The sequence below is a fragment of the Streptomyces sp. AC1-42W genome (assembly GCF_003248355.1).
Lineage (GTDB): Bacteria > Actinomycetota > Actinomycetes > Streptomycetales > Streptomycetaceae > Streptomyces.
Genome location: NZ_QKWY01000001.1, coordinates 329,948 through 343,330, shown reverse-complemented (window position 1 = coordinate 343,330; position 13,383 = coordinate 329,948). Strand labels below are relative to the sequence as shown.

The following is a 13,383-nucleotide window of genomic DNA, read 5'->3' as shown; positions in this document are numbered from 1 at the left end:
ATGTTCTTGACTCCGGCCGTGCGGAGGGCTCCGATGGCGAGGTTGCGCCAGGTGGCCATCGCGCGGGGCGCGTTGCCGGTCCGCAGCTGGGAGGCGTCTTCGGCGAAGGTGGTGTCGCGGACATGGTGCGGGGCCTCGATCTTCCAGTGGTCGCGTACGAGTTCGCCGAGTTGGGCGGCGGTGGCCTGCTCGGCGGTCAGGCTGGTGACGGCGTAGACCGTCTTGACGGTGGTCTTGCCGGTCTTGCGGTCGGTGCGCCGACGCTTGATCTGGACGGCTTGGCGGGCTCCGGGGAAGAGGAGGCTGTTCACGGTTGCGGCCTTGATCCGGCGGATCTCCGCGCGGCCGTGGCCGATGCCCCGGGTGCGTGACTGAAGCGGGATGTCCTTCCAGGGAAGGGACTTGAGCTGACGGCGCAGCTTCTTCTGGTTGCCCTTGACGATCACGATGTAGTGGGCGCCCCGGCCGAGGAGGTAGTCGGCGTGCTCGCGCTGGGTGTGCATCGCGTCGCTGGTGACGACGGTTCCCGCCAGGTCGCCGACGGTGTCCAGCAGCGGCTGGAAGCAGGTGATCTCATTCGTCTTCTCACCGACGTCCAGCTGGGCCAGGACCAGGCCGGTGGCGTGCTCCAGCGCGGCGAGCAGATGGATCTTGCGACCCATCGCTTTGGCCGCGCCGCGCAGGCCCTTGCCGTCCACCGCGAGGCCGCGCAGCCCGGTCGCCTTCGGGCGGCGGTCGGCGAGCCAGCGTCCGACCGCCCGGTCCAGCGCGTCACCGTCGATACGGGCCAGCAGCCGCCGGACCGTCGTTTCCGCAGGCCGGAGCCGCTTCGGCAGCAGTGGGTCCAGGCGTATGCCGAGGCGCTGAAGGATGTGCGGCGACCGTGGGAGAAGCCCGCCGAGCCCGACCGGCTCACCCCGGCCCGAGTTCGCCGGAGGTTCAGAAACCTGTGCCCGCACCTGCACTGCCCGGGCACGTGTTCCTTATGGTGTGATCGCTCGTTGATCCGCGCATGACGGATCTCATGGAGCTGCTGGTACGCGGCATCCCACGGATCGGCCCCATGGACTCCGCCACGGCCGCCCCGTACGCCGACAGCTCCTCGGCCATGCTCCACCGCATGGGGAAGTAGATCAGCGGACCGCCCGTCTCGCCGATCAGCGGCCCTGTTGACCGGGGCGAGGTGTCCTCCTCGTCCTCGGTGGGTCACGCCAGCGCTCAAGCAACGCGGCCACGTAGGCCGCGATGGGCTCGGACGGAGGCTCTTCCACCTCGCTGTCGATGTAGCGGTTCCTCTTGTCTGGACCACATTCAAGGGCGCGGGCCATCAACAGCACTCTGCGCCGGACAAGCGTGGGGGATCGCAGCGCAGACCGCCGGCCCGCGCTCAGGTCCCTTCGGTCCAATACTGATGGAGCCGAGCCACCGCATCCTCCTTGGTCAGCTCGGCCACCGTCTCCTCTGCGAGGCCGACACGATGGATCAGCAGATACACCAGGTCTGTGGGCAGCACCTCCTTCGGCACTGCGGGGGCTCCCCGGTCCGGTAGCCGACCGTCAAGTACACAGTCCCAGAATTCGTCCTCGGAAACGTCGAGCTGGTCCCGCAAGATGTGACCCCACATCCCCGCGCCGTAGACCGTGCGGTCCACCGGGTGGGAGATCCTCGTGCGCAGGATCCGAGCGTTGTGCAGCGTCAGCTCGTAGGTGACGTGGTGAGTACCGGTACGCCCGCGCGCATCTCGTACCCGCTCCCACTCTTCGACGGCACAGAATCTCTCATGGCGCTCACGATCCGGCTGCGGCCGGTTCACCGGCCTGTTCCGGCCAGCCAGTCGGCGAGCTGCTGGTCATCGCTCAGAGCGATCAACTGCACCAAACCCCAATTGTCCTGGTGATTAGGGGCCATGCGCAGGCGGTCCTGCCAGTCCTCGGCATACTCGCGCAGAGCGTCGACCATTTCAGTGATGGCCTCATCGAAGGTCCCTCCGTCCGCCGCCACGGGAAGCCCAGGAATGAAGATCGACCAGCCCCCGGACTCCGCGACAGCCTGCGCCTTGGCCGAGCAGACCAGTGACAGGTAGTAGCGCAGTCGGTCGACATCCACGACGGCAGCACGGCCAGTGTCCCGGCGCACTGTCGCCACCCGGCCCTCCCCGGCCGCGTCGAGAAGATCCTTGAGGTGTGTGCGTGCCTCGGTATAGCTCTCATAGTGCACTGCGGACATGGCGGTCTCCTCAGGGTTCCCTATCAGAATGCCTCCCCCAAATGAGTACGTCAAGTACGTCAAGTACGTGCCTTGCTGGAGAGGGCTCAGCCCCTCCGGTCTACCGAGTCCAGAGGGCGGGACGCGGTCACCGCTCGCTTCATGCCTGGACACACCGGCCTCGCCCTCTTGAAACTCCCAACGGAATGACTTTTGGGTTGGGTCGCCCGGCGGAAGGTGCCGCCTGGCAGCATGGGCGATGGATGTTGAGCAGCCGCTGCCGCGCGAGGTGAAGGTCATCGATTCGGCCTCGTTGTTCAGGCTGGCTGGAGTCGCGGGCGGGGGAATTTCGGTCCGAGCCGGCGGTCGGACCTGACGTGGGTGCGGGCGAATGCGGCGCCCGGCGGCAACCACTATCCGCGGCCGGCCTTGTGGCACACCCTGTCCCACCGCCCTGGCGTTCCCGATCACGTGTCGTGGGAACCGCTGATCACTCTGCGTACGGGAGATCCCGTGGTGAGCCGGCTGGACGTAGTACCCGACTACTTCCCCCCCCCCCCCCCCGCTGCCGAAGGCGACCCGAGCCAAGAGGGAATGCAGGTCGGAGGGCTCCTTGACCAGGCACCTTCGGTCCGGGAACGGCTACTGCGAGAGAGCGGTCCGCCGAACGGGCCACCCTCGCCTGCCTGGCACAGGTCGCGTCGATCTCATCAGCGCTGCCGGCCGCCTTCGGCCACGGGTCTCGCCGTAGGGCCGAGGTGGCGCTGCCCTATGTGAGCCCTCAGGACCACAGGGATCGATCCTCAAGGGAGGTCAGGGTCTCGACTCCACGGCGGCAACGAGCTCAGCACCGCCGCCCGCTCCCGAATGAGCGCTATCTGCGCCCCCCCCCCGGCGAATTTTGACGTTCTCTTCGACCGCTGAGCAACGTGTCGGCGGTAGCGAAGGGTCGCCGCGTCGACCAGAACTCCCTCGGCAGCCGCCGAGGCCGCCATGAGAACGCCGGTGTCTTCCATCCCCTGGAGGGCGGACCATCCGCCGAGCGCCACAAGCAGAGAGCGCCTCCACATCACCCCCGCGGGGTGAACCGGCACCCGGTAGTCGGCTGGGTCCGTCCTCCAGGCAGGCAGGAGTGCCCCCCTGGGCAGAGTGCCGGGCAGAAACGGCAAGGGGTGGTCGACCATTAGCCCGTCAATCATCAGGTCACGGGCATGGCCCACGGCGTAGCCGGCGTCAGGGTGGTCGTTCAGGGCGGTGACGAGGACAGCCAGTGCGTCGGGCTCCAACTCGTCGTCCGCGTCGACGTTCTGGACAAGCGGAGCGGAGGCGCGCCCCAGAGCCACGTTGCGGGTAACGGCCGGCCCTTCCGAGGTGGTGTGGGAGGCGACGAGGACCCTTGGGTCGTCAAGGGCTGCGCACGCGGTGAGAACCGCCCGCGCCTCGCTCGGCGGGCCATCGATCTGGATCAGCCAACGCCATCGCGTATGGCTCTGGTAAAGCAGTGATCGCCATACCGCCGGAAGAAAGCCCGCATGCGAGGCGTGCACAGCTGTCACCACGTCTACCTGCATGGTTCGATCATATGGACCCCACCTCCCGCTGTGCCGTGATAGGCAGGTCTACGGGACGGTCGAGCAGCAGGGGGGAACGCATGGACTCGGGGGCGTACACGGCACGCCTGAACCAGGTTGTCGTCTCGGACTCGCGGGAGTTGGATCGCGTGTGCGAGGAGATCGCGCTGGCTCTGCACCGGGACGGTGTGGAACCCCCCTTCGACGTGGCGTCCTCGGACTTCTCTGCGGATCCATATCTCATCTGCGCCGACCGCTACTGGCGGCTGAGATTTCTGGAACGACCGAGCATCCGGACCGCCGCCGTGTGTTCCCTCTGGATCGGCGCACACGTGTCCCGCGAAGCACGAGTCGAGGTGCTGGAGAAGTGGGCCCTCGGGTACGCCTTCATCACCAAGGACAGTGTCGAGTCCGCCGTCGAGCTTTCCCAGGGGATCGAGGACATCGTCTCCCGGGACACCCCGGCCGGGGATGTCGCCTACTTTGCGACCCTCTACCACGCGGGGAAGCTGCGCTCCGACTTCCTCTTCGAAGAGCTCCATCAGTTCCTCGACGCCTCGCTCCTTTCCCTCGCCGCCGGTACACACCGGCAGTCCGCCCTGTTCACGGCGCTTCGTTCCTTCGCGGCGTTCGGCAGTCGGACCGTCACCACCGAGCATGCCGTCGGACTCCTCGACGAGGCATGGCGCTCCACGGACCGCACCCGACACGTCGTCGACATCTGCCTCAACGGCATCCAGTTCGCGACCCTCTTCGAGGGGCAGGGAGAACTGCTGCGCGAGCGTGCGACCGAGGCCGTTCGGGACCACCCCGGCGACCACATGTTCCACTTTCGGCTCGCCACCGGCCTGCACATGGCCGGCGACCACGACGCCGCCCTGCGAAACATCGATACCGCGCTGCGCCTCCTGCCCGCCGTCGGCTCCCGGGGCAGTCACAAGCTGCTCCAGGAGCAGTACCTCACCAAGCGGGAGGTGATCGTCGAGGGTCGGCAACGTACCGCGCAGGACGCCGCGTACGAGCAGAGGCTGGCCCACCGGGAGGCTGCCCAGCAAGAGCGATGGGCTCGCGCGGAAGAGGAGATGCGACGGCGCGACGTCCACCTGAACAGCGCCCTCCGCGCGAGCGAGGAGTCGGCACGGGCCAACCACGTGCGATCCGTAGAACTCGTCGCCCTCTTCTCGTCCGTCATCGCGTTCGCAGTCGGGTCACTGCAGGTGACACTGACCGGCAACTTCACCCTGCGCGACCGGCTCATGCTCATCAGCGCATGGGGCGTCGCCCACGCACTGTTCGCCCTGCTCGTCATCGGTGGCACATGGCTCATCACGCGACCGCGCCGGTGACGACGAAGTCGGTGATCGGTGAAGTCATGTCAAAAGAGCATCGAGAACATCCGATCGGAATCGGCGCCGTCGACACACAGGGACGGCTGAAGGGGTTTCTCACCATGGCGTACTCCGCACGCGTACGGGGACCGGGTGCACGAGCAACGGCACGGGTGGTTCTCGCGGCACTGGTCGGTTCGACCGTCGGCATCGCCGCGTACTCCATCGCGCAGACCGGGGGGCAGACACTCTCGATCGTGGTCGGCGGGCTGGCTGGTGTCGCGCTCGCACTGGGAGCCCAGTTCTACCGCCAGTCGGGTCGGCTGACCGAGGTCAAGGTCACCTTGCCCGTCGGTGAGATGACCTTCGCGCCCACCACGGACACACGACAAGCCGCCGAGCGCTTATTCTTCCAAGCGGCCACGCGCGTGGCCACCCGTCCCCTGAGCGACGAGGGTGGAAACCTCCGGGCTGCACTCGCCTCGCTCAGGAAACTCGTCGACTTGTACCGGGAGCCGGTGGAATCGGGTACCGCGCCACCACCACCCCCTGCGGGCGACTCCGTCAACGCGCTCGTGCTCACCATCATCAATCACAACCTCGCTCCCTTCCTCGAAGCCTGGCACCCGTGGCTGGACGCCTGGAGCGCCGAGCAGGGCGAGAACGCGGACGAGAGGGCATGGCCCGGTAACGCCGCGTTCCGTGCCGACCTCAAAGAGCTTCAGGACCGCCTGCGGCCGTACGTGATCGGGCTTGGAAACCTGGCCGGTATCCGGAATCCCGAGCAGTATCTACGCCCGCCGGACTGGCGTCCCGGGGCCGGCCGCCCGCCCCTCCCCCACCAGCAGGAGTCCGAGCCCGACGTCCGCTGACTCTCCGGCCGGGCCAGCGATGTCCTTCCTCCAGTGATGAAGCATGATGAGACGGTGCAGACCGACCGATCCGTTCCGCCGCTGCGGGCGTCCGTGAGAAAAAGAGCAAACAGCACCCCCCCCCTGTTTTTCGGGCTGAGCGGGTATGTTGGCGCGCAGGCATGAGTTCCTGCGGGAGGGACTGAGCATGGTCCCTCCGGCAGCGTCCGACTGTGCCTCCGCACCCGTCGCCGTGTGGGACGTATTTCTGAGCTACAGCCGTACCGATGCCGACAAGGCCCGGTCTCTCGCTCGTGCGTTGCGAAGCCGGGGGCTACGCGTGTTCCTGGACGATATGGCGGTCGACGACTTCGCATCGATCACTGCCTCGATCTCCGACGCTCTGGCCCGCTCGAAAGTGCTCCTCGCTCTCTACTCCGCCGACTACCCGCGCCGACGGGCCTGCCAGTGGGAACTCACCTATGCCTATCTGGCCGGCCAGCGCAAGGGTGATCCACGAAGCCGTGTCCTCGTGATCAACCCCGAGCGCTCTGTCGATCACGTCCAGCCCGTCGAGCTCCGCGACGCCAGGCACTGGAACTGGCCCACCGTCCCGGATGCGCTCCGGCGGCTCGCCGAGCAGGTGGCTGCCCACGTGACAGGGGTCGAATCGCCCCTCGGCTCGGTCGGCCTGCCGGCGACAGGAAGCGAGGCGGCATCGACTCCGTGGCTGCCCGCTCCAGCCCGGTCCGGTTCCGTGCGTTTCACGGACCGGCTGGCCGAGCAGTGGCGCATCCATTCGGCACTCGTGCGTCATCGTGCTCCGCTCGTCGCCCAGCCGGGTTCCGGTTCGGGCCGGACGGCCCAGCTCCGCGGAATGCCCGGCATCGGCAAATCCGTACTGGCTCAGGAGTACGCCCTCCGGTTCGGCTCCGCCTACCCCGGCGGTGTGTACTGGTTCGACCTTCACCGGACCCAGAGCTCGCTCCCGACGACGGCCATGGAGGTGTACGCGGAGCAGGTGGCAGTCGTCTGCCACGCGCTCGGCGTGGACCATACGGATGGCACATCCCTCGTTCGGCTCCTCAGCAGGCTCGCCATCCATCTCGGCGAACACGGAATGCCCTGTCTGTGGGTCGTTGACGGGGTTCCCGACGGGCTGAACCAGGAAGAACTTCAACTGCTCCATGGCCCCCATCTACTCGCTTCCACCCTGCTGACCACACGGTCCTTTCGTTACGGATCATCCGCCGAGGCCATCGACGTTCCACCACTCTCCGACGCCGACGGATACCGGCTCATCACCGCACGCCGTACACCGGGCAGCGATGTCGAAAAGGCAACGGCCCTCGCCCTGGTCCACGACGTGGGCGGGCATCCTCACGCCCTCGATCTACTCTCGGACCTGGCCGATACCAGCGATTTCTCGGGCCTGCGGAACCGGCTGCACGCCGCAGGCACCGACATACTCGTCTCTCCCGGGCCTCCACTCGCACGGAGCAGCACGCCGGAACACACACGGATCGCTCTGGCCGCCACGCTCCTCACTCGACCGCTGAGTGGGAAGGGTCCGGTGGACGATGTCCTGCGCTTTTTCGCCCTGGCATCCCCGACGCCGCTCTCCCAAACAGTGCTGGAGAACGCCGTCGCCTCGGTCGACCCGTACGACCCCTGGGAGGCCGGCCCGGCCGTCTCCGACGCCCTCGCCACACTGCTGGGCTCCGGCGCACTGCTGCCCGATCCCATCGTCCCCCGGTCGTGGACCGTCCACGCTCTCCTGGCGCGTGCGGTTCGGCGGCACGACGAGGACACCGCCCGTCAGGAGGACCTGCGACAGGTACTGCTTCATACGCTCGCGGCGCCGCTCACCAGAACGTCCGGGGACAGCCTGCCGCCCCGCCCCGCGCCCATGCCCTTCCCTCCTCTCGACCTGCCTCGTTCGGGGCCGGGTCCAGTGGAACGCGCGGCCGCATTCGATCTCCAGGTGGAACTGGTCACCAGAGTCGGGGTCCAGCCCCTGGGCCCCGAGGACGGTTCGCTGAGGGAGGCCCTCACCTCCCTGCACTCCTTGTTCGCCACGACCAGAGAAGTGCTGCACCGGGTCGCGGCCGAGTCCCCGCCCCCACTGGTCATCCCCCGTATCGCGTTTGTCCTGGCCAACCAGCACCTGCGCCCGTTCCTGGCCACGTGGCACTCCGCTCTCCGGCGACACGAGGACACTTGCCCGCCCGGACGCAGCGCTCTTGAGCACGAACAACTCTGGTCCCGAGCCGCCGATATGCGCGCGCAACTCGCCGACCTCAGAGAACCGCTGACCTCCACCGCCGAAGAGTTGGCGGCCCTGTGCGGGATCGACCTCCTTCATCCGGCAGGGCCCGAGAACAAGTGAGTACCGATCCGCGGCTGTAAGCACTTCCGCTTCCCGAAGCCCTCCGAGACGTACGGACCCTCGTCACCCCGGAGCAGGCCGCCTTCGCCCAGGATGCCCGCTCCGGGCTGAGTGTGGGGTCAGTCGCGGGTGTACATCGTGAACGGGCTGCCCGGGGTGCGGCGGGCGGTGACGAGTTGGTCCTTGTACGTGAACAGGGCTGCCAGTTCGGTGTCCGTGCGGATCATGTCCAGGCCGGTGTCGATCTTCTCCCGCTCGTCGCCGTCGGCCGCGTCGAGGACCCGCAGCTCTTCGTGGCCGTCCTCGCGGGAGCCCTGGTCGGAGAGGACGGTCACCCGGTCACCGGTCACGTCGAGGCCGCGCAGGCCGCCCGCGACGGCCACGTTCTCCAGCCAGAGCCGGCGGCCGTCCTTGAGGTCGAAGGCGACGACGCGGCCCCGGTACGCCCTGCCGGACAGGCCCTCGGCGCCGACGTAGAAGCGCCCGTCCCGGACGGACACGAGGGCCGGTACGTGGGCCCGCAGGTCGCCGTAGTCGCCCTTGAAGTCGATCCGGGCCGTGGTCTTCCCGGCCTCGTCGAAGGCCAGGAAGGCGCCGGGCGCGAGCTCCCTCGTGGCGGTCCGCACCATCGCCGGTTCGGCGGAGACCAGGGCCAGTTGTCCGTCCGGCGCGGGCACCGCGCGGCTGCCGAGCGGCGCGGTCCAGCGCAGCCGGCCATCGTCCGGGGCGAACGCGGCAAGGCTCAGTTCCGTGCGGTCGCAGGCGAGGACGGCGACGACCTGCCGCTTCCCGGCCTCGACCTGCTCGGGCACGCAGCCCTCGGGAACGGCCGCCGTCCAGCGCTCGGCGCCGGTCCGCAGGTCGAAGGCGCGCAGGGCCTTCGCGCCTGGGATGCCGGGCCGCATGTCGATCGCCCAGTCGTCGTCGGCGTCCCGCAGGACGGCCAGCCCACCGCCCGCGGCGACCATCCCGGTGAACGTCTCGGTGAGCGACTCGGTCAGTCGGCCGCCCGCCGTGCGGGCGGTGTGCCAGCGCTCGCGGCCGGTCGTGAGGTCGAGCGCGGCGACGGTCGTGCAGCCCTCGGGCGTGCTGCGGCCCCGTGCGATCAGTACGACGGAGTCGACCGCGTTCCGGCTGACCGCGCAGACGCGTTCCCGGCCGGGCGGGGTGTACTCCCAGCGTGCCTTCCCCGTATCCGCGGCGAAGGCGGTGACCTTGTCGTACCGGCTGCGGACGAGTGTGTCACCGACCAGCCAGGCGCCGTTGCCCCGTTCCTCGACGAGGTTGTCGGCCGGGGCCTCCCAGACGACGCTCAGCGAGCCCCCGAAGGCGGAGCAGCCGGTGGTCGCGGCGACGAGGAGCGCGGCGGCCGTCGCGAGGAGTCGGGTGCGTGCCCTTCTCCGCCGGCCTGCCCGTTCCCGGCCCGATGCCTGTCCCGTACGCGTTGTCATGCCGCCCCCTGCCCCCTGGCCCGAACATTCGGGCGAAGACAGCGTACGGGCACGGCCGGTCGACGTGTCCGCCACCGCCCCGAACCCGGCGGAACCCCTGCGTGGCCGTACGTCGCCGACCTACGCTGGGCCCGAAGGCGGGCGAACCGGAGGAGACCGGTATGGACGCGATCACGGCAGCCGCTCTCACGGCCATGGCCGGCAGTGTCGGCGGGGACGCCGGCCGCCAGGCATGGCAGGGGCTCACCGCGCTGGTCAGACGCCCGTTCCGGCGTGCCTCGCCCGAGGACGGCGACTCCGCCACGGATTCCGGGATCAGCTCCGGCGAGCGGGAACCCGCGGAACTGGAGCGCGATCCGGCCGACCCGCTGCGTGCCCAGGCCCTCGCGACGGCACTCGGTGTACGGGCCGCGCTGGACGGCGAGTTCCGCGCCCTGCTCGACACGTGGTGGCGGGAAGCGCGGAGCGGAACGGGCGGCGATGTGAGCAACAACGTCAGCGGAGGCACGCACAACGCGCCCCTGCTCCAGGGCCGGGACTTCTCGCAGATCACCTTCAACCTGCCCGAACGCGAAGACGACCGCTAGCGGCGCCTCACCGGGCACGCCCCTTCTCCGCGCCCCCTTTTCAGGCTCTCCTGTCGGATCCGTGGGTCATCGGTTCGCGGGTTGACGTCCTGGTAGGTGGGGTCGGTGTCCGCCGAGGCTGAGCATGGCGAGGGCGATGAGGGCGGTGGGGTTCTTGAAGCCGAAGGCGATGCGGGTGATGAGCCGGATCTTGGTGTTCATCGATTCGACGAGTCCGTTGGACAGGCCGTGCTCGGCCGCTGCGGTGATCGCGTCCCAGTGCCGGACGATGGAGCGTTGCAGGTCGACGAAGGCGTCGATGCGGCAGCGGCGGGCCCACAGCACCCAGTCCCACAGAGCCTCGGGGGTGTCGGTGCCGGACTTCAGGGCGAGACGGAGTCCCTCCTTCAGGAGGTAGGCGCGGTGGAGGACGGGATGGGCCTTGGCGACGAACTCCAGCTGGGAACGCTGGTACTGCGTGAGATCTTCGGGGTTCTTCCACAGCGCGAAGCGGGCCTTCTTCAGCGACTTCGATCCCGGCGTGGCCCGGCCCTTGCCCTTGCGCTCGGCGTTCCAGACCTCACGGCGCACGACGTCCAGGGCGTCGGTCGCCCACTTCACCGTGTGGAAGGGGTCCATCACGCGCACAGCGTCGGGGCAGTGTGCGGCAACCGGGCCGGTGACCCAGTCCGCCGCGTCGGCCGACACATGCGTGATCCCCGCGGAGCGTTCAGGGCCGAGGAGGTCGAAGAACTTGTTCAAGGTGGCCCTGTCCCGCCCGGGTTCGGCCCACAGCAGACGGCCCGAATCATGGTCCACGACGACAGTCAGGTACTTGTGCCGCTTCTTGTAGCTGATCTCGTCGATCCCGATCCGCCGCAGTCCGGCCAGCCGGTCGGCCTGCGCCTCGGCATCCGACCAGACCCGGGCGACCACGGCGCCGACCGTGCGCCATCCGATCCGCATCAGCCGGGTGACGGCCGTCTTCGAGCAGCAGGTGGCCAGCCAGGCGGCCTGCGCGTCGAAGGCGTAGGTGTGGCCGGCCCGGTGCCGGGCCCAGGGCACCGCCGCCACGGTCACCCCGTGCTCGGGGCAGGACACCCGCGGCGCGTCGGCCTCGATGAACGCCTTGAGTACCCCGACGTCCAGGGCCCGCCAGCGACGGCGTCCCTCTCCGGCGTCGTACTTCGCCGCCTTGCGGCCGCACACCCCGCACCGCTGCCGCCGTCCCCGAGCCGGACGGGCATGAGCGACGATCACCAGATCGTCGCCGCTGTCGGCCTCCTCGGCCTCGACCTGCTCGATCACCGTCTTTTCGACATCGAGCAGCCTGGCCCATATCCTCGTGTTCCGCACGCCGTACCTGGTTCTTCCGTTTCGTACCTTCAGCAGTCGAAACGTACTCCGGGTGCGGCGTGTTCTGCGCATACCCCCAGGTCAGCGACCCACGGAAGCGACAGGAGAGCCCCTTTTCACCTCTCTGCGCCCTGCCGGAGGGCGTCCTTGCCAGAACGCCGCAAGGTTCTCGCAAGGCTTCCGCCAGGGTTCCGTCCCATCTGCCGGGCATCCCAGCGACACAGGCAGTTCGTGGCACACGGAGGAGAATCAATGGGGGACGCCATGTCGGCGTTGAGTACGACCGGAACGGGCACGAGCGGGGCGGGTACGACCGGAACGGGTACGGGCGGGGCGGGCACGGCTGCGGCAGGCCGGTTCGAACCGGACGCCGTCGAGGCGAGGGGGCCGGAGACACGGCAGTGGCTGACGCTGGTGGGACGGAAACGGGTGCTGGCGGTGGTCCACACCGTGACGTACGGGAAGCGCCTGCTCGACGTCCTGGCGCTGCTGGAGGCCGACTTCCGGCTCCAGATCTTCTTCACGGCGCCGCCGCACGCCTTCGGTGACGGCGTGCCCGCCTTCCTCGCCCGGCTCGGGAGCGTGGTGCTGCCGTGGGAGCAGGCCACGGGCATGACGTTCGATCTCGCCCTGGCCGCCGGGCCGCGCGGCGTGGAGTACGTGAACGCGCCCCTGATCACCCTGCCGCACGGGGCCAACTATCTGAAGCGGGTGAGCGAGGGGGCGAACTCCGGCGTGGCGGGGCTGCGCAGGCAGGACCTGTCCCCCGGCGGCAGGCTCCCCGCGGCCGTGGGCGTGCCGCACCACGACGAGCTGCGCGAACTCGCCCACACCTGCCCGGAGGCGCTTCCGCTGGCCCATGTACTCGGTGATCCGGTGCACGACCGGATCACGGCCAGCCTGCCGCTGCGGGCCGCGTACCGCAGGGCGCTCGGGCTCGCGGAGGGGCAGAAGCTCGTCGTCGCGGTCTCGACCTGGGGAGCCCATTCCTCCTTCGGCCGGTTCGACGCGCTGCTGCCGCGGCTCATCTGCGAGTTACCCGCGGCCCGCTACCGTACGGCGCTGCTCGTCCACCCCAATGTGTGGGCCGGGCACGGCGCCTATCAGGTCCGGTCGTGGCTGTCGCGGTGCGTGCATCTGGGCATGGGGATCGTGCCGCCGGAGGCGGACTGGCGCAGCGTGCTGATCGCGGCGGACTGGATCATCGGCGACCACGGATCGGTCACGCTGTACGGCACGCTCACCGGGGCGCCGATCCTGCTGGCCGCCTCCCCGGAGCACGAGATCAATCCCGCCTCACCGGCCGCGACCCTCGCCGCCCTGGCTCCCCGGCTGTCGCCCACCCACCCGCTCGTGGATCAACTCGCCTATGTGTCGCGGGAGTACCGGGTGGAGGAGTACGCGCCGATCAGATCGCGCATCACCTCGGAGCCGGGCCGGTTCAACCGGAACACGCGCCGGCTCATGTACGGGCTCCTGGGCATCGGCCAGCCCGCGCACGAGCCGGTGACCGTGCCGCTGCCGGAGCCCCTGCCGCCGGCCGCGTGGGCGCCTGGGCGTGGGGAGGCGCTGGCGTGAAGCGGCTGGTCGTGGTCGAGGCGGACCCCTTCCCCGACGTGCTGTGCGCCCGCTGGGACGGTACGTCGTTCAGCGTGCGCCCGGGCCC

At 69.2% G+C, this 13,383-nt stretch carries 10 protein-coding genes and 1 pseudogene; 5 read left to right on the top strand and 6 right to left on the bottom strand.

Annotated elements, in window-relative coordinates:
• Positions 1-92: 92 nt before the first annotated feature.
• From DNK56_RS01570 to DNK56_RS01545, 4 genes and pseudogenes are all read right to left on the bottom strand, one after another.
• Positions 93-767 (bottom strand): annotated as a pseudogene (locus DNK56_RS01570) (ISAs1 family transposase); the annotation flags it as partial.
• A gap of 620 nt (positions 768-1,387) precedes the next feature.
• A complete protein-coding gene (locus tag DNK56_RS01560; RefSeq protein ID WP_111329916.1) occupies positions 1,388-1,813 on the bottom strand; it encodes a cytotoxic translational repressor of toxin-antitoxin stability system in 426 nt (141 codons plus the stop codon).
• Positions 1,810-2,226, bottom strand: a complete 417-nt coding sequence (locus DNK56_RS01555; protein WP_111329915.1) for a prevent-host-death protein — start codon at positions 2,224-2,226, stop codon at positions 1,810-1,812. Before DNK56_RS01555 ends, DNK56_RS01560 begins: the two co-directional genes overlap by 4 nt.
• A 782-nt stretch (positions 2,227-3,008) precedes the next feature.
• Complete coding sequence (locus tag DNK56_RS01545) at positions 3,009-3,776, bottom strand: glycosyltransferase family 2 protein (RefSeq protein ID WP_111329914.1); 768 nt, start codon at positions 3,774-3,776, stop codon at positions 3,009-3,011.
• An 80-nt stretch (positions 3,777-3,856) separates the two neighbouring features.
• Here DNK56_RS01545 and DNK56_RS01540 point away from each other — a divergent pair, with 80 nt between their 5' ends.
• The 3 genes from DNK56_RS01540 (at position 3,857) to DNK56_RS01530 (ending at position 8,344) form a co-directional block, all read left to right on the top strand.
• A complete protein-coding gene (locus DNK56_RS01540; protein WP_111329913.1) occupies positions 3,857-5,122 on the top strand; it encodes a hypothetical protein in 1,266 nt (421 codons plus the stop codon).
• Positions 5,095-5,976: a hypothetical protein gene (locus DNK56_RS01535; protein ID WP_146610535.1), complete on the top strand. Its 882-nt coding sequence runs from the start codon at positions 5,095-5,097 to the stop codon at positions 5,974-5,976. Before DNK56_RS01540 ends, DNK56_RS01535 begins: the two co-directional genes overlap by 28 nt.
• A 145-nt stretch (positions 5,977-6,121) precedes the next feature.
• Positions 6,122-8,344: a TIR domain-containing protein gene (locus DNK56_RS01530; protein WP_446750457.1), complete on the top strand. Its 2,223-nt coding sequence runs from the start codon at positions 6,122-6,124 to the stop codon at positions 8,342-8,344.
• 119 nt (positions 8,345-8,463) lie between these two features.
• On the opposite strand, the gene DNK56_RS01525 is transcribed toward DNK56_RS01530, so the two are convergent.
• On the bottom strand, positions 8,464-9,795 hold the full coding sequence (locus DNK56_RS01525; protein WP_111329911.1) for an outer membrane protein assembly factor BamB family protein: 1,332 nt from the start codon (positions 9,793-9,795) through the stop codon (positions 8,464-8,466).
• Between the two features lie 161 nt (positions 9,796-9,956).
• Between DNK56_RS01525 and DNK56_RS01520 the strand changes: the two genes are divergently transcribed.
• Positions 9,957-10,382 carry a hypothetical protein gene (locus DNK56_RS01520; RefSeq protein ID WP_111329910.1) on the top strand — a complete coding sequence of 142 codons (426 nt, stop codon included), beginning with the start codon at positions 9,957-9,959 and terminating at the stop codon, positions 10,380-10,382.
• A 66-nt stretch (positions 10,383-10,448) separates the two neighbouring features.
• Here the strand turns inward: DNK56_RS01520 and DNK56_RS01515 are convergent, their stop codons facing one another.
• Complete coding sequence (locus tag DNK56_RS01515) at positions 10,449-11,717, bottom strand: ISL3 family transposase (RefSeq protein ID WP_111329909.1); 1,269 nt, start codon at positions 11,715-11,717, stop codon at positions 10,449-10,451.
• 414 nt (positions 11,718-12,131) lie between these two features.
• Between DNK56_RS01515 and DNK56_RS01510 the strand changes: the two genes are divergently transcribed.
• Positions 12,132-13,295 carry a hypothetical protein gene (locus DNK56_RS01510; RefSeq protein ID WP_111335335.1) on the top strand — a complete coding sequence of 388 codons (1,164 nt, stop codon included), beginning with the start codon at positions 12,132-12,134 and terminating at the stop codon, positions 13,293-13,295.
• Positions 13,296-13,383: the final 88 nt, after the last annotated feature.